General features: G+C 43.0%; 19 protein-coding genes. 7 read left to right on the top strand and 12 right to left on the bottom strand.

The features are described 5' to 3' along the window. Nucleotides 1–3 precede the first annotated feature (3 nt). The 7 genes from gmd to recR all read right to left on the bottom strand — a co-directional run bounded on the left by gmd (nucleotide 4) and on the right by recR (nucleotide 7839). Entirely contained in the window at nucleotides 4–1155 is a 1152-nt protein-coding gene (gene gmd / locus ACT6R0_RS08495) for a GDP-mannose 4,6-dehydratase (RefSeq protein ID WP_444653179.1), read from the bottom strand. 1 nt (nucleotide 1156) lies between these two features. Continuing rightward, nucleotides 1157–2107 carry a GDP-L-fucose synthase family protein gene (locus tag ACT6R0_RS08490; RefSeq protein ID WP_444652684.1) on the bottom strand — a complete coding sequence of 317 codons (951 nt, stop codon included), beginning with the start codon at nucleotides 2105–2107 and terminating at the stop codon, nucleotides 1157–1159. A gap of 22 nt (nucleotides 2108–2129) precedes the next feature. Then, a complete protein-coding gene (locus tag ACT6R0_RS08485) occupies nucleotides 2130–3134 on the bottom strand; it encodes an NAD-dependent epimerase (RefSeq protein WP_444652686.1) in 1005 nt (334 codons plus the stop codon). Between the two features lie 101 nt (nucleotides 3135–3235). Next, nucleotides 3236–4633 carry a UDP-glucose 6-dehydrogenase gene (locus ACT6R0_RS08480; RefSeq protein ID WP_444652687.1) on the bottom strand — a complete coding sequence of 466 codons (1398 nt, stop codon included), beginning with the start codon at nucleotides 4631–4633 and terminating at the stop codon, nucleotides 3236–3238. Between the two features lie 28 nt (nucleotides 4634–4661). Then, complete coding sequence (locus tag ACT6R0_RS08475; protein ID WP_444652689.1) at nucleotides 4662–5933, bottom strand: nucleotide sugar dehydrogenase; 1272 nt, start codon at nucleotides 5931–5933, stop codon at nucleotides 4662–4664. A gap of 3 nt (nucleotides 5934–5936) precedes the next feature. Then, on the bottom strand, nucleotides 5937–6923 hold the full coding sequence (locus ACT6R0_RS08470; protein WP_444652690.1) for an SDR family oxidoreductase: 987 nt from the start codon (nucleotides 6921–6923) through the stop codon (nucleotides 5937–5939). Between the two features lie 295 nt (nucleotides 6924–7218). Continuing rightward, a complete protein-coding gene (gene recR, locus ACT6R0_RS08465) occupies nucleotides 7219–7839 on the bottom strand; it encodes a recombination mediator RecR (RefSeq protein WP_444653181.1) in 621 nt (206 codons plus the stop codon). A gap of 112 nt (nucleotides 7840–7951) precedes the next feature. Here recR and ACT6R0_RS08460 point away from each other — a divergent pair, with 112 nt between their 5' ends. Continuing rightward, nucleotides 7952–9460: a sodium:solute symporter gene (locus tag ACT6R0_RS08460; protein WP_444652691.1), complete on the top strand. Its 1509-nt coding sequence runs from the start codon at nucleotides 7952–7954 to the stop codon at nucleotides 9458–9460. On the opposite strand, the gene ACT6R0_RS08455 is transcribed toward ACT6R0_RS08460, so the two are convergent. The 5 genes from ACT6R0_RS08455 to ACT6R0_RS08435 form a co-directional block, all read right to left on the bottom strand. Next, on the bottom strand, nucleotides 9435–9800 hold the full coding sequence (locus tag ACT6R0_RS08455; protein WP_444652693.1) for a CoA-binding protein: 366 nt from the start codon (nucleotides 9798–9800) through the stop codon (nucleotides 9435–9437). The genes ACT6R0_RS08460 and ACT6R0_RS08455 overlap by 26 nt on opposite strands. A 126-nt stretch (nucleotides 9801–9926) precedes the next feature. After that, on the bottom strand, nucleotides 9927–10376 hold the full coding sequence (locus ACT6R0_RS08450) for a KTSC domain-containing protein (protein WP_444652694.1): 450 nt from the start codon (nucleotides 10374–10376) through the stop codon (nucleotides 9927–9929). Nucleotides 10377–10601: 225 nt separating this feature from the next. After that, nucleotides 10602–11147 (bottom strand): hypothetical protein, encoded by a 546-nt coding sequence (locus ACT6R0_RS08445; protein ID WP_444652695.1) that lies wholly within the window; start codon nucleotides 11145–11147, stop codon nucleotides 10602–10604. Between the two features lie 718 nt (nucleotides 11148–11865). Then, entirely contained in the window at nucleotides 11866–12354 is a 489-nt protein-coding gene (locus tag ACT6R0_RS08440; RefSeq protein WP_444652696.1) for a hypothetical protein, read from the bottom strand. Further along, a complete protein-coding gene (locus tag ACT6R0_RS08435) occupies nucleotides 12351–12746 on the bottom strand; it encodes a hypothetical protein (protein ID WP_444652698.1) in 396 nt (131 codons plus the stop codon). The genes ACT6R0_RS08440 and ACT6R0_RS08435 overlap by 4 nt, the downstream gene beginning before the upstream one ends. Before the next feature lie 327 nt (nucleotides 12747–13073). On the opposite strand from ACT6R0_RS08435, the gene ACT6R0_RS08430 reads away from it, so the two are divergent. Genes ACT6R0_RS08430 through ACT6R0_RS08405 form a run of 6 tightly spaced genes read left to right on the top strand, consistent with a single transcriptional unit; the run spans nucleotide 13074 to nucleotide 17383 of the window. Continuing rightward, nucleotides 13074–13256 carry a hypothetical protein gene (locus tag ACT6R0_RS08430; protein WP_444652699.1) on the top strand — a complete coding sequence of 61 codons (183 nt, stop codon included), beginning with the start codon at nucleotides 13074–13076 and terminating at the stop codon, nucleotides 13254–13256. A gap of 7 nt (nucleotides 13257–13263) precedes the next feature. Next, a complete protein-coding gene (locus tag ACT6R0_RS08425) occupies nucleotides 13264–13632 on the top strand; it encodes a hypothetical protein (RefSeq protein WP_444652700.1) in 369 nt (122 codons plus the stop codon). A gap of 1 nt (nucleotide 13633) precedes the next feature. Then, nucleotides 13634–13891, top strand: coding sequence for a hypothetical protein (locus ACT6R0_RS08420; protein WP_444652701.1), 258 nt, complete (start codon nucleotides 13634–13636; stop codon nucleotides 13889–13891). A gap of 2 nt (nucleotides 13892–13893) precedes the next feature. Next, nucleotides 13894–14253: a hypothetical protein gene (locus tag ACT6R0_RS08415; RefSeq protein ID WP_444652703.1), complete on the top strand. Its 360-nt coding sequence runs from the start codon at nucleotides 13894–13896 to the stop codon at nucleotides 14251–14253. After that, complete coding sequence (locus ACT6R0_RS08410) at nucleotides 14253–14480, top strand: hypothetical protein (protein WP_444652704.1); 228 nt, start codon at nucleotides 14253–14255, stop codon at nucleotides 14478–14480. Before ACT6R0_RS08415 ends, ACT6R0_RS08410 begins: the two co-directional genes overlap by 1 nt. Continuing rightward, on the top strand, nucleotides 14480–17383 hold the full coding sequence (locus ACT6R0_RS08405) for a hypothetical protein (RefSeq protein ID WP_444652706.1): 2904 nt from the start codon (nucleotides 14480–14482) through the stop codon (nucleotides 17381–17383). The genes ACT6R0_RS08410 and ACT6R0_RS08405 overlap by 1 nt, the downstream gene beginning before the upstream one ends.

The following is a 17383-nucleotide window of genomic DNA, read 5'->3' as shown; positions in this document are numbered from 1 at the left end:
CTATTACTCTGCCTGCCTTAATACTTTGTGACCGGCATTTAACAGGTGAATATCTTTTTTGAACAATGTTACATCGGCAGCTACCATTTCCTGAACAAGCATCGGCAGGTCGTACTTAGGTGTCCAGCCAAGTTTTGTTTTCGATTTGGTCGGGTCGCCAATAAGCAGGTCAACCTCTGTAGGCCTGAAGTAAGCCGGGTCGATCGATACAAGCACACTTCCTATTTCAGGTGTGTTCACGCTTTCTGCACATTCTGCTATAACAGCACCGTAAACATCGGCGTCGATAGCTTCAAGTATACCTTTTTCGTCAACGCCTTCGCCTTCAAACCTCATTTTGAACCCTATCTCGGCAAATGCCATCGTGATGAAGTCACGCACTGTAGTCGTAATACCGGTGGCGATAACATAATCCTCGGCAGTATCCTGCTGTAGTATCCTCCACATCGCTTCAACATAGTCCTTCGCGTGGCCCCAGTCCCTGCGGGCATCGATATTACCCATGTAAAGCTTTTGCTCCATACCAAGGCCTATCCTGGCAACGGCACGTGTAATTTTACGGGTTACAAAAGTTTCGCCCCTAAGCGGAGACTCGTGGTTAAAAAGTATACCGTTACACGCATACATATCATATGCCTCACGGTAATTTACTGTGATCCAGTAACCGTACATTTTAGCTACTGCATACGGTGACCTTGGATAAAAAGGTGTAGTTTCCGATTGTGGTACCGCTTGTACAAGGCCATATAGTTCAGACGTACTCGCCTGGTAAATACGTGTTTTCTTTTCAAGGCCAAGCAGCCTTACCGCCTCAAGTATCCTTAACGTACCGATACCATCGGCATTTGCAGTATACTCAGGGGTATCAAAGCTCACTTTTACGTGGCTCATCGCCGCAAGGTTATATATTTCGTCAGGCTGCGTTTCCTGGATGATGCGCGTAAGGTTCATCGAGTCGGTCATGTCACCGTAGTGCAGCTTCAGGTTCCTGTCTTTTTCATGCGGATCCTGGTACAGGTGGTCAATACGGTCAGTATTAAACAATGACGACCTCCTTTTAACGCCATGGACCATATAACCTTTTTCCAGTAGCAGTTCTGCAAGATATGCTCCGTCCTGCCCGGTTATTCCTGTAATTAATGCTGTTTTCATAATATTAAATCTTTACTTCTTTATACGAATTGCTATTTTCCAGGAACCAGTCATAGGTACCCTTTATTCCTTTTTCAAGTGATATTTGGTGCTTCCAGCCCAGGCCATGCATTTTAGAAATATCCATTAGCTTGCGAGGGGTGCCATCAGGCTTAGAGCTGTCCCATATTATTTCTCCCGTGTGGCCAGTTGCCGACTGTATGGTCGTTGCCAGTTCTTTTATGGTAAGGTCTTCACCCGTACCTACATTATACAGGTGCTCAGGCAACTTATTCTCTGCGGCAAAAACAACTGCTTTGGCCATGTCATCTACATGTAGGAACTCACGCATTGGTGTTCCGCTGCCCCAAAGGGTTACAGGAGCGTTGCCATTAGCCGCAGCGTCATGGAACTTGCGTATCATGGCTGGCAGTACATGCGAGGTTTGCAGGTCAAAATTATCAAAAGGTCCGTACAGGTTAGTAGGCATAAGGCTCACATAGTCCTTGCCAAACTGCTTGCGAATAGCTTCGCAAAGCTTAACACCCGATATTTTTGCTATGGCATACCATTCATTAGTAGGCTCCAGCGGCCCGGTAAGAAGATAATCCTCCTTAAGCGGCTGCGGTGCCAGTTTAGGATAGATGCATGAGCTTCCTAAAAATATGAACTTATCAAGATCAACATGTAATGAAGCCTCGATAAGGTTATTCTGGATCAGCATATTATCCATAAGGAACTGGTACGGATACGTATTATTGGCCATAATTCCGCCCACTTTGGCAGCAGCGTCAATAACCATCCCCGGTTTTTCACTGATCAGCATATTTTTTACTGCTGCCTGGTCCCTAAGGTCAAGCTCCCTGCTCCCAAAGCCTATAATGTTGTGATAGCCTTCTTTTTCAAAAGCACGCCATACAGCACTACCCACCATTCCTTTGTGGCCTGCTATATATATTTTAGTATCCTTATTCATAACACGATATGCTGTTTATTATCTAATCTATCTTGTAGTACATCTTGTACCAATCCACGAACCTTTTAACGCCAACACTTATATCCGTATCAGGGCTATAGCCAAGGTCATTTTTCAGGTCATCAACATCAGCCCAGGTCCTTTCTACATCTCCGGGCTGCATCGGCAGGTAGTCTTTTTTAGCCTCTTTACCTGTAGACTTCTCTATTTCAGAAATAAAGCTCAACAGCTCTACCGGCTTGCTGTTACCTATGTTATACACTTTATATAAAGTTGGGTCGGTACTAAAAAGTGTTGCCACGATACCTTCCACAATATCATCAATATAAGTAAAGTCCCTTGAAAGCTTCCCCTCGTTAAATACCTTGATAGGCTTATCGTTCAGGATGGCATCGGTGAACAGGAACATGGCCATATCCGGCCTTCCCCAGGGTCCGTACACCGTAAAAAAGCGAAGGCCCGTGGTTTTAATGCCAAAAAGGTGGCTGTATGTATGCGCCATAAGCTCGTTGCTCTTTTTGGTCGCCGCATACAGGCTTATCGGTAAGTCTACATTATCGGTCGTAGAGAATGGTATCTTGTCATTTAAGCCATATACGCTCGAGCTGCTCGCATACACAAGGTTTTTCACGTTATGGTGGCGGCAGCATTCCAGTATATTCATAAATCCTGAAATGTTGCTCTCTACGTAAGCAAATGGGTTTTCGATGCTGTAACGCACCCCCGCCTGGGCGGCAAGGTTGCAAACGATATCGAACTTTTGGCCTTCAAATAGCTGAGGCAGATTTTCCCTGTCCTCCAGTCCCATTTTTACAAAGCTGAAATTCGTATGGGAGCTGCTGTTGCTTAAAGCAGCATTTTCTGCCACTGCTTCTATTCCAAGCTGTGCGAGCCTGCCAAGCTTCAGGTTAACATCATAATAGTCATTGATGTTATCAAGGCCAACCACCTCATGATCCATAGCTAAAAGCCTTTCACACAAATGATAGCCTATAAAGCCGGCTGCTCCTGTTACTAGTATTTTCATATATTCAGACTATAGCTTTATGTTATGTAAAACTTACCCTTAGAAAAAGCAAGTTATGTGATCATTCCGATAATGGCAGTATCCGGCCGTCAGCAGGAGTATTAATAGGTGCTCCCTACCCCACTGAAGATAAATCCGATCTCCCTTAGCTTGTCTCCATCAAGAACGTTCCTGCCGTCAAATACAAAAGCAGGCTTCTTCATGTTGTCATATATTTTTTGCCAGTCATACCCTTTGAATTCATCCCATTCAGTCATTACAGCAATGGCGTGTGCACCATTACATGCTTCATACGCATCTTCAAAAGTCTTAACCCCTGCCTTGTTTTGCTCAGATGTCCTGGTGGCAAGGTAATCAAGGTCTTTATATATTGCTTCCTTTTCTACTTTAGGATCAAAGACCGCGATGTTCGCCTGCTCGTTCAACAGGTCATCTGCCACATAAATAGCTGCCGACTCCCTTGTATCATTTGTGTCTTTCTTGAAAGCCCAGCCAAGGAACGCGATCTTTTTGCCGGAAACAGTGTTGTAAAGCGTCTTAACTACATTAGCCGCGAAACGCCTCTTTTGGTGGTCGTTCATAATGATCACCTGTTCCCAGTAATCAGCAACCTCATGAAGGCCATATGATTTGGCTATGTACACAAGGTTAAGTATGTCTTTTTGGAAGCAGGAACCTCCAAAACCAACAGATGCTTTAAGGAACTTAGGACCTATACGGCTGTCCATCCCAATGGCCCTTGCTACTTCATTTACATCTGCGCCTGTCTTCTCGCAAAGTTCTGACATCGCATTGATAGATGATACCCTTTGAGCAAGGAAGGCATTAGCAGTAAGCTTAGACAATTCCGATGACCATACGTTAGTAGTAAGTATGCGCTCTTTTGGGATCCAGTTAGCATATACTTCTACAAGCGCATTGATAGCCTCCTGCCCTTCGGCATCGGTATCGCCACCTATCAGTACCCTGTCCGGCTCAAGAAGGTCGGTCACGGCAGTACCTTCTGCCAAAAATTCAGGGTTGGAAAGTATCTGGAACTTTACGCCATTCCCTGTATTATCCAGTATGCTTCGCACAGCCTCGGCTGTACGCACAGGCAATGTCGATTTTTCTACAACTATCTTATTGTCTTTGGCTACAGAGGCGATCTGCCTCGCGCAAAGCTCGATATATTTCAGATCTGCAGCCTTGCCCTTACCAAGTCCGTAGGTTTTGGTCGGCGTATTTACCGAGATAAATATCATTTGTGCCTCATCAATGGCTTTTTCAACATCTGTCGAAAAGAAAAGGTTCCTTCCCCTGGCCGACTGAACGATCTCGCCAAGGCCCGGCTCATATACAGGCAGGTTATCGATATCCTCATCATTCCACGCCGCGATCCTCTCGGCATTAAGGTCTACGATAGTTACCTTAATGTGAGGGCATTTGTGCGCGATAACAGCCATCGTGGGACCACCTACATATCCTGCGCCAATGCAGCAAATATTTGTTATTTTCATTATATCAGTTTTATTCGATGGTTCAAAATTACAGCTTCCCGTCTGCTTTTGCACCAAGTATGCCTTTCACATCATAAACGATGCTGTTAGAGGTGCGGATCGCTGAAAAGTCCATTTCTTTAAACTCGTTATGCGCAACGCCCAGCACTATGGCGTCAAATTTATCATTCGGCAATTCGGTCACTGTTTCCAGGCCGTACTCGTGCTGCACCTCAGAAGGAGTAGCCCATGGATCGAATATTGTGATATTGATGCCATAGTCCTTAAGTGCCTTGATAACATCTACGATCTTTGTATTACGAACATCAGGGCAGTTTTCCTTAAAGGTAACACCCAGCATAAGCAAGTTTGAGTTGTTGATAGTGATGTTCCTTTTGATCATTAGCTTAACCACCTGTGAGGCTACATATTCGCCCATGCTGTCGTTAAGCCTTCTTCCTGCAAGGATAATTTCCGGGTGGTACCCAACCTCCTGTGCTTTCTGTGCCAGGTAGTATGGGTCAACACCTATACAGTGACCACCAACAAGACCCGGTTTGAACGGAAGGAAATTCCATTTTGTGCCCGCAGCCTCAAGGACATCGTGTGTATCGATACCCATGCAGTTGAATATTTTGGCAAGCTCATTCACGAATGCGATATTGATGTCCCTTTGCGAATTCTCTATCACTTTTGCAGCTTCGGCAACCTTAATGGTAGGCGCCAGGTGGGTGCCTGCCTTGATAACCGACTTATAAAGATCATTAACCTTTACGCCTACTTCAGGAGTAGACCCGGCAGTTACCTTAAGTATTTTTTCTACAGTATGCTCTTTATCGCCCGGGTTGATCCTCTCGGGAGAATAGCCTGCAAAAAAGTCTTCATTGAATTTAAGGCCGCTCACGCGCTCAAGTACCGGCACACACTCATCTTCTGTAACACCGGGATAAACGGTAGATTCATAGATAACTATATCGCCTTTTTTCAGTACTTTAGCTACAGTTTCACTGGATTTGTAAAGTGGTGTAAGATCCGGCCTGTTGTTCTTGTCTACCGGGGTAGGGACAGTAACCACATAATAGTTACAATCTTTAATATCATCCATACTTGTTGAACAATACAAACCCTGTCCTTCAGACGGGCCTCCGACAAGTACTGACCGCAGAAGGTCATCTTCCACCTCAAGGGTACTGTCCTTACCCGAATTAAGCTCATTAACACGTGCCTGGTTTATATCAAAACCAATTACCGAATATTTTGTAGCGAACAGCCTGGCTAAAGGCAGTCCTACATATCCTAATCCAATTACTGCTATTTTCATATATTATTTTGCTATATCTGTATGTTTAAGATTTTCCCAGTACCACCCAACAGCTTCTTTGAGCCCCTGTTGAAGTGAAAATTTCGGATCATAACCCAGCATGCTCTTTGCTTTATCGATACTTGCCAGCGAGTGAGGTATATCTCCGGCCCTGTTAGGCCCGTAAACCACGTCAACGTTAGCTATTTCGGGGTCATATTCAGAGAGGTATTTTTTCAAATAGCCTATAAGGTCATTTAGGGTATTCCTGTCACCATAGGCAGTATTGTAAACCGTATTCACAGCATCAGGGCTTTCCGCAAGCATGGCAAGCTCGTTCATCAGTACTACATTATCTATGTAGGTAAAATCCCTGGAATAGTTGCCATCGCCATTAATAACCGGACTTTCATGCTTCATGAACTGCATTACGAACTTAGGTATTACCGCAGCATAGGCACCATCCGGGTCCTGCCTTCTGCCAAAAACATTGAAATAACGGAGGCCAATGGTCTCAATACCGTATGTTTTACTGAATATCCCCGCATACAACTCATTCACGTATTTTGTAATGGCGTAGGGAGACAACGGTTTGCCTATATTTTCTTCTACCTTAGGAAGTGACTCTGAGTCGCCATAGGTTGAGGAACTTGCAGCGTAAACAAAGCGTTTTACACCTGCATCCCTGGAAGCGATCAGCATATTAAGAAAACCACTAACATTGACATCGTTACTGGTAAAAGGATCTTTAATTGAGCGGGGCACGGAGCCAAGAGCCGCCTGATGAAGCACATAATTTACCGATATTACTGCTTGTTGGCAATCGGCAAAATTCCTGATATCGCCCTCTATAAGGGTAAAGTTGGGATTATCAAGATGATGTGCAATATTTTTTCTGTGGCCGGTGGCAAAATTATCAAGGCAGGTTACTTTATAGCCTTTACTTATAAAATGGTCGCATAAGTTTGAACCGATAAATCCCGCACCGCCTGTAATAAGAACTGAATGCATTAATGGTTGGTTTTAGCGCTGATTTGGAATGCAAATATAAACCTTAATTCTTAACATTCGATTATTTTATTTTCAGTTACGGGCTTTTTTTTATTAATTCAATAATATAACCTTAGGTTTACATAATTAGGAAGAATTCCCACACATTACCATACAGTTGGCACTAAATCAACCCATTTATTTAAAGGAAGATAGGTTCAAAATTTAGGAACACATAACTACTGAAAACGAACGATTTTGACTAAACAATTACATAACGATCATATTATTTAAAATTTAATTAATAAGTCAGAAATCATAGGCCCTTTAATGTATTTTCAAACGGTATCCTGTGCATGATGCTACGCCCTAAAGTAATTTCATCGGCAAATTCGAGCTCATCGCCCACACCTATTCCGCGCGCGATGGAGGAAGTTACTACACCAAGCCCTTTGATCTGCCTGTAAATGTAAAAATTGGTCGTATCGCCTTCCATGGTAGAGCTGAGCGCAAAAATAAGTTCTTTCACCCCGCCCTGCTTCACTTTTTCAACAAGCGACGTAATGGTAAGCTGGCCCGGGCCAACACCGTCTATAGGCGAGATCTTGCCGCCCAGCACATGGTAATTGCCTTTAAAGAGGCCGGTATTCTCGATAGCCATCACATCGCGCACATCTTCTACCACACAAATGATGGACTTATCGCGCGAACCATTAGCACATATCGCGCATATCTCAATGTCCGATATATTGTGGCACTGCCTGCAAAACTGTATCTCCTCCCTCATTTTTCGCAGTGCAGCGGCCAGTTCCTGTGTTTGCTCCTCCGGCTGTTTAAGCAGGTGCAATGCCAGCCTTAGCGCCGTACGCTTGCCAATGCCCGGCAGCTGCGAGATCTCTGTAACAGCCCTTTCCAGTAATTTTGAAGACATTTCCATCATAATGCAAAGGTAGCAAACCCCCGAAACATTGATCATTCCCGATACAATTTTAGCATTCGTGCATTATTCAAAATATTTTTAGTTGTTTTGTAGAACAAACAAAAACGCAATGCAGCCGATAACCATACTTTCTATTATCGTTGTTTACTTTGGGCTACTTATCCTCATTTCGAGGATCGTAAGCCGCAAAGATAGCAGCAACGATACCTTCTTCAAAGCCAACAAGAACTCTAAGTGGTACCTGGTAGCTTTCGGGATGATAGGCACGGCGTTATCTGGCGTAACGTTTATATCGGTACCGGGAGAGGTAGGCTCGCCCAATGGCGAGCAGTTCAAGTATTTCCAGTTCATACTGGGTAATGCCATAGGCTTCATACTGATCGCCAAAGTATTGCTGCCTTTATACTACAGGCTGAACCTCACCTCCATCTACAGCTACATCGAAGGCAGGCTGGGCTACTACAGCTATAAGACTTCGGCCATGATATTCCTTATCAGCCGGACTATCGGGTCGGCGTTCCGCTTGTATCTTGTGGTGATCGTATTGCAGCGCTATGTGTTCAATGCTTTTGGGGTTCCGTTCTGGGTAACGGTACTGCTGTCATTACTGCTGATCTTCGCCTATACTTATAAAGGCGGGCTCAAGACCATCATCATAACCGATACACTTCAAACATTCTTCCTGGTATCATCAGTATTCTTTACTATTTACTTCATTTGCGATAGCCTGGACATGAGTTTGGGTGAAGCGATCACCGCGGTAGAGCAAAGCAGCTATTCCAAAGTATTTTTCTTCGAAGACTTCATAGGGAGTAAATTCCATTTTGCAAAGCAGATACTTGGCGGCATCTTCGTGACACTTGCCATGGTAGGCCTGGACCAGGACCTGATGCAGAAGAACCTGAGCTGCAAGAATATTGGCGAAGCCCAAAAAAATATGTTCACTTTCACGGGGATATTCGTGATCATTAATATCTTTTTCCTTGGGGTAGGCGCATTGCTGTACATTTACGCCGCAAAGAACGGCATCGATGTACCTCTGGAGGGAGGCAAGCCCCGTACCGACCTGCTATTTGCCGAGATCGCTTTCCATCACCTGGCACTCATACCTTCCATCATTTTCCTTTTAGGATTAACGGCCGCTACTTTCGCCACGACCGACTCAGCGCTTACTGCCCTGACCACCTCATTCTGTGTTGACTTTTTGGGAATGGATAAGGCTGAGAATTTGGCCAAAACGAATAATGTAAAGACCCGCCATAAAGTTCACATCACTTTTTCATTGCTGATGTTCCTTGTGATCTTAATTTTCAATTCACTGAACGATAAATCGGTCGTGAGCATGATCTTCCGCATTGCGGGATATACTTACGGGCCTTTGCTGGGGCTTTATTCCTTTGGGCTTTTCATGAAAAACCACATCGTAAAAGACAAGATCGTCCCTTTGATATGCATTGCCTCCCCTGCCCTCACATTCGTGCTGCACACTTATTCTGGAGAGCTGCTTGGGGGTTATGTTTTTGACAACGAGCTGATCATCGTCAATGGCCTGATCACCTTTTTGCTGCTGCTATGCATCAGCAAAAAGGCTGTTAATATCGATCTATCGAGAGCATAACCAGCGTACAGGCTACCTCGATCTCAATACCGTTCTTCTTCAGCAACTCAAATAATTCAGGATTTTCCGTTCCGGGATTGAAGATGACACGCCCGGGCGCCAGACTTACAATGTAGTCATAGTACTGCCTTTGGTTCATAGGGTTCAGGTAGAGCGTAACAGTATCTACACCGTCAAACATCACCTGCTCCTTCTCTATTTTCAGTCCATCCAGGTCTTCTTCTTTTCTACCCACTGCTACGACCGGATGTCCGTAACGCTGCAGCATTTTTATCGCTTTATAGGAGTACCGGCCGGGATTTGTTGAGGCGCCCATTACCAGTGTTTTCTTTGCTTCCATGGTTATCTGTTTTACCCAAATTTATTAAAATCCTACGGGATCGTATCATAATTTAGGCTAACTATAACAGGATAGAAATAAAAAAGCCTTCCTTACGGAAAGCTTTTACTATATATCAGAATATAATTACTCTGCGTTGGCAACTATTTTCTGTGCGCTGCGGTATAGGTAGGTGCCGTAAATATGCCTGCGGGCAAAACGTGCGGGCGACTCAGCGTTCACCATTTTCACATACACGTTCCTTGGCACTCCAAAATACTCATAGCTGCTGCCATCAAGGAAATTGATATAGAGCGCCTGCTTCTCGAAGTAAAACTCGGTTATGGGAGATGCCGAAGTAGTCTTCGTATATTCCTCCTTGTTCTTCTCCGAAGTTTCCGGGGCAATGCTTACCAAAAAGTGGTATGCCTCAATGATGGCCTTGCTCTTTTCTTCTGCGGCGTTCCTTTCCTCTTCGGTAGGGAGCGTATCAGGATGGCAGTCTTTCATGCTGTTCCTGTAAATGGTTTTAAGTTCCTTAAGCGTGGCTGTTTTGGTAACGTCGAGCAGCTTTCGGTACTCAACAATCTTGTTCATGTTCATAAATTCCTCTGTAATTGCGTTTTAGTAAGCGGGTGCAAAAGTAGGGAAATTATGTGAAGAGGCAATAGGTGGTTGTAAATAATAGGTTAAGGATTATATAAAGCCCCTTATTTCGGACCTTTAGCGTCGCTTCTCACCAGGAACAAGACATTTTTTCTCTGCTTAAATGGAGTTCTCTTCAGTCAGTCCTGAATAGCTCTTCTGTTTGTATATAGATCATTAACAACCTTTATTTTTACTAAGATCACGCTTAAAAAGAACTTTGCCGGCTTTCTCAATGTAGTCGCCCGATACAATCAAATAGGGATGATTATTCGAATAGCCCGCGCTGTGGCTTTTTACAATTATTTTGTCGTTGACTTTCAGGCTGCTTAATTGCCGCCACTCCTCAGGAACGAATTGCATCATGTACTCTTCGCCATCAATGCTGACGATAAGCCATTTTGGCCCTGACCTTGAACCTTCCCGCTTAAAAGTAACGGAGGTCACCACGGCCTCCATAGCGCTGAAAGCATCGATCTGTTTCCTTATCTTATCATGGCTGGCATGCACTTTTTTACCTTCGGGAGATTCTTCCCACGCTTTATACTTTATACCATCAGGAGAAGCCTCCCACTTTTTCCTGGCATCCGGGTCGGCTTCCTTCTGGACAACAGCAACCGACTTTTGAGATGGTTTGGTTTCATGCTTACTTTCACGATTGGCAAATACCAGTCCGACTACCACAACCAGCGGTAAGACCAGGACATAAATGTTTTTTTTCATCTGTTTCATTTTTTAAATTGATCCAGCGAATCTAACATGATATTCTGTGAATGAAGAATTTGAATCGTAAATTAAAATGTAAACTTTGTAAATAGATTGTAAATGTTGGGTTTTGGCGGCACAGGAGGAAATTATCGGGTAACATTTATACAAAACAAAAAACCCTCTCATTTCTGAAAGGGTTGCTTAGTAGCGGGAACAGGACTATCATCCAGTTAATTTGCTACATTTAGCTTGCCGTCAGCAATGGGTTTTTCACTTTGTTAATTGACAAAAAGTAATCTATTTCACCTGCACTTCAGCCCAAATTGTATTTTTCCTTTCACAGCTCCAAAGAACATTATTATTACTTGTTTTGTCTCAATTTTGACACAGGACATCCTTTTCTATTGGCCGCCCTTTTTGGCTTTATCCCGCAATTAGCGGGATAAATATAAAACCCGAAAGCTCACTGGCCGGTGCTGTAGGCATTTGCGATTAGCTAATGCCTACAGCACCGGCCAGTGAGCTTTCACCTTATTTCTCAACGCCCCCGGGTAGCGTGTCTTTAGCTTGTCCCGTTTTGCGGCTTCCCCAAACCCCTAAGGTTATATTTTTTCATATTAAAGTATAAACATTGTAAACATCAGGCGAAATGCGAGTATTTCCAACGTTTTTACTGTTTATTCTTTTGTTTATATTTATATATATGTTTATAAAAAAAGTATAAACAATACAATTATTGTAATTCCTTTTTGAAGGACTCCAGCTGCTTTTGCGAAAGGAAATTCTCGTGTAAATACAAATAGGTGATGCCATTACCTCTGTAGTGTTCGTTAGCGTAATCGATGTACGACACCAGCTGATCTTTTGTGAGCATGTCCCTAAAAGACTCTTCATTATCTACCAACAGCTTTATCAGGTCCAGTTTCGATTGCAGGGTCCGGGTATCATCGTATTTCTTTACTTTTTCAGCGAAGGCCGGATATTGTGATTTAAAAAGGTCAGTAAATTTTTTTTCATCCTCTCCTGAAATTTTAAAGATGGGTTTTATGCCTTCCAGTTTTTGAATAGCATACGCTAAATCTTCAGTGGCCGACCTACCTTTTTTAACATCGCGGTCTACCGACCAAAGCACGCTTTCCCCTCTTTTTATTAAATCTGTTTTACTCTGTGCTGAAAGTGTGATACTGAACAATAATGCAATTGCAACGATTATTTTTTTCATGGTGTTATAATTTTTGATTTAACCAAATCTCGTAAAAATTCCTTATCGGTACGTAATTCCTTATTTTCTTGCTTGAGTAAATCAATCATTTCATTCTTTACCTGTACAATTTCACTTGCATTACTAACGGTGTATTTCAACCCCGGTTCTTGAACACCTTTAAATGGTAATATCATTTCACCCTCGCCACTTACAAACCAATTCAGGTTAATATCTGCAAACTTATTTGTGATGTCATAAAGAATTTCAAAGCCTGGTTTGGTGTTTTCTTTCTTTAATCGATTTAATTTTTCAGCTGAATTGTAGTTTAAACCCGAAATTGCAAATTCATTTACAGATTTAAAACCCTTATATTCAATTACTTGTAATAATCTATTAAAAATATCATTCATTTTTACACAAATATATTTGCAACATACAAACTACTTTGTATATTTGTTTTAGAAAAACGCACACAACGCACACAAAAACTGCACAAAAAACCAACAGCAAAGATGCAAAATGTGTGTGTTAAACGAAAGTTAATTTTTTGGTACATATCATTTTTGTCTAAATCGCAAAGAACCGTTGCAACGCCTAAAAATTACAAGGCATTGATTATCAATAATTGCGAAATCTTAACTATTTACAAGTAAGATAATTCAATCATTGTGCCACGATCATTAACACGAAAAGTAGTGTTACAAATATTGTTGTGAAACTTTTAAAATCGTTTTGGCATGTATAACGCTCATGAAATCCGCAGTATCATACGTCAGTGCATTACCCGCGAGGAATTGTTCCAGGTAGAGCTTCATCTGTTAATGGAAGGTCACTTGTATTCCCCGCTGATCCTTTATGTATTTGAAGAAGCCATGTTCAAGCAACGGCTGAAAATTTGCGGCAGTTATGACAAAATCTAATTTAAATATGAAAGGAACAATCATTATAGGTCCTGCTGAAAGTGGCAAAAGCCGTGCTTCTATGGAAATGGTTTTGGACTACCATAAAGACAATGTTGTTTGGGTTGATGGCAATTGCAATGCTGTAACCCATGAACTCCTGCAACAATGCTGCAATACTAACACAGAACTTATCTACATAGAAGATGCTCCCGGAGTGGGATGTCTGGAAGTTCTCATGCAGTATATCCCCGGAGGTGTCCATTTAGCTTGTGGGGCTAATATTTTCCCTGAAATCATTATTGAATTTTTAGGCACTGTAAAAGCTTCTGACCTGCCAACTTTCCAAAGCTTTACAAGGCGCTTCGATGTAATTGACTTTTTTAATATAACGTAACATGATAACTGCAACCATTAAAAAGAAGATAATTGCTCTGTGTGGCGCGCATTATTCCAAAAAGATAATCGCCTACCTAACCGAAAATGGAGTGCTGAACGAAAAGGGAGAGCCTTTCTCCGCATCCAGCATTCAGAACATTGTTGGTGGCCGGCCGCACGACATTGTCGAGCCACATATTATCGACTTCATCGCTATCAAGCAAAAAGAGATTAAGGCTCTGAAAGTGAAAAGGAGTAAAATTCTAAAAAAACGATAGCCATGATCCCAACCATTGCAACGGATACAATTTTAGATGCCCTGCTTAGGTGCCTGGCAGATTATCAGGAAGCCCTCACTATCAAAAGTGCGATGGGTATGGATCTGTATTTAGCAAAAAAACACATGTTTGACGGCCTGTGCAATTATTTTGTAAAGAACAGAGGTGAATTCCAAGAAGAGATTATTTATCAAATTCAAAAGGATTCGACTTTATTTAGGGTTGAGCCATTCAGTATCTATCTATGTCAAATTCCTATCAAGTGTACTTCAATTGCCGAAATACATGAGGAAGCCTTGAAACCCCGAATTGCCGCGCTGGAAAAAACCATTGCAAGGCTTCAACTCCAAAGCCAACAGTAATGCACGCCATTACCGACATAGCCTCCCTGCCGGACTACCGCAAAGCGTTGCAACGCCATAAAGATGTGTTGCAGCTTGCTGATGGGTTAACGGTAGGAGACAAAAAACAACTTACCACACTTTATGATGCCATGATCGGTACCATTGACAACATCATTGCAAGGGAAAGCCGCACCATGCAGGATGTAAGAGACATTGAAGTGCAAAACCACACAGCCATTATCTAATGCATAAATACGATAAAGAAATATTATTCGCCAGGATCAACGGAGGGCTTGACTATATCCATGAGGTGTACCCGCAATCGGTAGGCTTTGAGGACAGGAATAAGCACTTTAAGATCCGTGACGAAAGATCACCCTCCACCTCGCTATACAAAGAGAATGATATTTATTATGTAAAGGACCATGGCGGCGGCAAGGCGCTCAACGCCATCAACCTTTGCATGCAGGAAGAGAACCTGACCTTTTTGGAGGCCATGAAGTTCCTGTACCAAAAGTACGGCCTTGAGCCTAAAACAATGGCGCAGTTCAAGCCTGTCCGCGAATATAAGGCTACCGAACTGGACATTGACCATTACGATATTGATTACCACGATGTGCCGGTAAGAACCGAAATTTTCGCCCCATTCCTTACACCGTATACTTGCGGGGAGTATGGGTTTGAAAGCGTAATGCGATACGAAACCGTTAGCTATAAAAAAGATGATAAGGGGAACCCCACAGAGATAAAGCAACTCAATATTGTCGTTGCTACGGATGATTACCCAATATTTGCTTTCGTTGGGGATGGATTTGTAAAAATATACGAGCCGCTCAACGATAAGCAATACCGGTTCCGCTTCCTTGGAAAGAAGCCGCAACGCCACATTTACGGATGGCAACGCCTTTTCGATAAGGTAAATTTTGACCGTATCACTCAATTGCGAGATCAGATCAGATCCTATCCTGAAGATAGCGAGAGCAAAGGCAAAAAAGCCATGCAGGATGAACTGGACGAACTGCTGCTGAAGGATGTATACATTGCATCGGGCGGCTCTGACGGACTTAACCTGGCATCGCTTGGCAAGGATGTCATTTGGTTCAACAGCGAGTCAGAACAGATCGAGTATGCAGAATACCGTAAGCTTAGCGAAATATGCAAGAACATATACAACGTGCCCGACCTCGACACTACCGGCGTTAAGCAAGGTGTTAAGCTTGGTCTCGAGCATTTGGAAATGAAAACCGTGTGGCTCCCCGCAAAACTAAAGGAAAATGATAAAAAGGACTTCCGCGACTGGATAGGCCTGTACAAACATCTCGGCGTTGACAAGGCTAAAACTGCTTTTGATAAACTCGTTAACCAGGCGTTGGAGTTCCGTTGGTGGCGTTGGAACAAAAAAACATCAAGCTGGAAATATAACTACGTTTCCCTGATCTACTTTTTAGAGCATCAGGGTTTCAATGTGTATCAGTTGAAGCACAAGAACCAACAAAAAGGCGCTGTCAATTATATTTTTATCAAGATCGATGGCAACGTTGTCCGGGAGGTTACTGCCCCAGAGATCAAAGGCTTTGTTATCGAATGGCTAAAGGAGAACCAAATAACGCTCGACGTGCTCAACATGGTTATCGGTAGCCAGTTCCTTAGCGAAAAGAACCTGCTTTCACTGCCGATAAAGGACATTGACTTTACCATTGCAACGCAAAAGGACCAGCTATTCTTTTTCAATAATAAGGTGATCAAAGTAACGGCCGAAAAAATAGAAGAGGTTAGTCCCGGCAAGATCAGGAATTATATATGGAGTACTAAAGTTAAGCAGCACAACATAAAGGTCACGGACCCGCAGTTCAATATTTCTAAAGATGCTGCCGGTAACTGGGATATTGAGGTTTTAGAGAAAAACAATATGTTCCTAAACTATCTGATCAACGCATCCCGTATCCACTGGCGCAATGAGTTGGAAAAGCCGTTTGAGGGAAAATCTGACAAGGTAAAACAAGAGTATCACGATGCCAACCGCTTTAATATTGCAGGTAGCCATCTAAGCGATGAGGAAAAGTACGAGCAAAAACTTCACCTGATCAATAAAATATTTTGTATCGGCTACCTGCTGCATTCCTATAAAGATGATGCAAAGCCATGGTGTTTGTACGTGATGGATAACAAGCTTCCCGAGGTAAGCTCGGAGAGCCATGGCGGTAGTGGTAAATCGTTTGGAGTAGGCAAGGTCCAGGAGCATTTTAAGAACAGCTTTTACCTTGAAGGCCGTAATTATAAGCTACAGGATAACCAGTTTATATATGATGGCGTAGACGAAGATACCGACACGATATTCCTGGATGATGCGCATTATTCTACAAATTTCGGTTTTTACTTTTCGATGATCACCGGCAATATGCGCATCAACCCTAAGCATGGCAAGCAGTTCGAGTTACCATTTGACCGTTCGCCAAAGCTTGTGATTACGACCAATTTCGTACCGGCCAACCTTGACCCGTCAACACTTCGCCGCCTCCTGATCATGGTATACAGCGATTACTACCACGAAAAAACAGACGAGTACAAGGAAACCCGCCAAATAACAGATGATTTTGGCGGTAAGAAGATGTTCAGGGAAGAATTTACAAGAGAAGATTATAACCTTTTTTACAATTTCTGCTTACAGGCCCTGAAGTTCTACATGAGCTGTACTGAAAAGATCGCCGCACCGGATGGCAATGTCAAGCTACGCAACCTGATGCAGCTGATGGGAGATAACTTTTACGAATGGGCCAAAGGATATTTTGGCGAAGATAAGCTCAATACATACATCGCCCGTAGTGATGTACAGAACGACTATAAAAACTTCGTTGGCGGCAAGACCATGACCGCTAACAAGCAAAAGGTAGCCCTTGATGCTTTCTGCAAGTTCAACGGGTGGCAGCTAAACCCCGCCGAATTGTTAGGCAGCGACAAAACTATTAAGAGGGCCAGGAATGACCACAACGGTACACGGCAAATCCTTGAACACTATTACATCAACACTACCGGCAATGCGGTAACAGCTGCTGAAGTAAGTGAAAGCGACCTTTTCGCAACGGCAAATCAACAAACCGTTGCAACGGCTGAAGATAGTGAAGTAGATACGGACGTAATGCCATTTTAG

This window comes from Flavobacterium sp. (genome assembly GCF_052437795.1).
Lineage (GTDB): Bacteria > Bacteroidota > Bacteroidia > Flavobacteriales > Flavobacteriaceae > Flavobacterium.
This window is presented reverse-complemented; position numbering and strand designations above follow the sequence as displayed.

Coding starts and splice junctions, on each gene's coding strand:
- ACT6R0_RS08490 (WP_444652684.1), bottom strand. CDS start 2,107: ATGAATAAGGATACTAAAATATATATAGCAGGCCACAAAGGAATGGTG.
- ACT6R0_RS08485 (WP_444652686.1), bottom strand. CDS start 3,134: ATGAAAATACTAGTAACAGGAGCAGCCGGCTTTATAGGCTATCATTTG.
- ACT6R0_RS08480 (WP_444652687.1), bottom strand. CDS start 4,633: ATGAAAATAACAAATATTTGCTGCATTGGCGCAGGATATGTAGGTGGT.
- ACT6R0_RS08475 (WP_444652689.1), bottom strand. CDS start 5,933: ATGAAAATAGCAGTAATTGGATTAGGATATGTAGGACTGCCTTTAGCC.
- ACT6R0_RS08470 (WP_444652690.1), bottom strand. CDS start 6,923: ATGCATTCAGTTCTTATTACAGGCGGTGCGGGATTTATCGGTTCAAAC.
- recR (WP_444653181.1), bottom strand. CDS start 7,839: ATGGAAATGTCTTCAAAATTACTGGAAAGGGCTGTTACAGAGATCTCG.
- ACT6R0_RS08460 (WP_444652691.1), top strand. CDS start 7,952: ATGCAGCCGATAACCATACTTTCTATTATCGTTGTTTACTTTGGGCTA.
- ACT6R0_RS08455 (WP_444652693.1), bottom strand. CDS start 9,800: ATGGAAGCAAAGAAAACACTGGTAATGGGCGCCTCAACAAATCCCGGC.
- ACT6R0_RS08450 (WP_444652694.1), bottom strand. CDS start 10,376: ATGAACAAGATTGTTGAGTACCGAAAGCTGCTCGACGTTACCAAAACA.
- ACT6R0_RS08445 (WP_444652695.1), bottom strand. CDS start 11,147: ATGAAAAAAAACATTTATGTCCTGGTCTTACCGCTGGTTGTGGTAGTC.
- ACT6R0_RS08440 (WP_444652696.1), bottom strand. CDS start 12,354: ATGAAAAAAATAATCGTTGCAATTGCATTATTGTTCAGTATCACACTT.
- ACT6R0_RS08435 (WP_444652698.1), bottom strand. CDS start 12,746: ATGAATGATATTTTTAATAGATTATTACAAGTAATTGAATATAAGGGT.
- ACT6R0_RS08430 (WP_444652699.1), top strand. CDS start 13,074: ATGTATAACGCTCATGAAATCCGCAGTATCATACGTCAGTGCATTACC.
- ACT6R0_RS08425 (WP_444652700.1), top strand. CDS start 13,264: ATGAAAGGAACAATCATTATAGGTCCTGCTGAAAGTGGCAAAAGCCGT.
- ACT6R0_RS08420 (WP_444652701.1), top strand. CDS start 13,634: ATGATAACTGCAACCATTAAAAAGAAGATAATTGCTCTGTGTGGCGCG.
- ACT6R0_RS08415 (WP_444652703.1), top strand. CDS start 13,894: ATGATCCCAACCATTGCAACGGATACAATTTTAGATGCCCTGCTTAGG.
- ACT6R0_RS08410 (WP_444652704.1), top strand. CDS start 14,253: ATGCACGCCATTACCGACATAGCCTCCCTGCCGGACTACCGCAAAGCG.
- ACT6R0_RS08405 (WP_444652706.1), top strand. CDS start 14,480: ATGCATAAATACGATAAAGAAATATTATTCGCCAGGATCAACGGAGGG.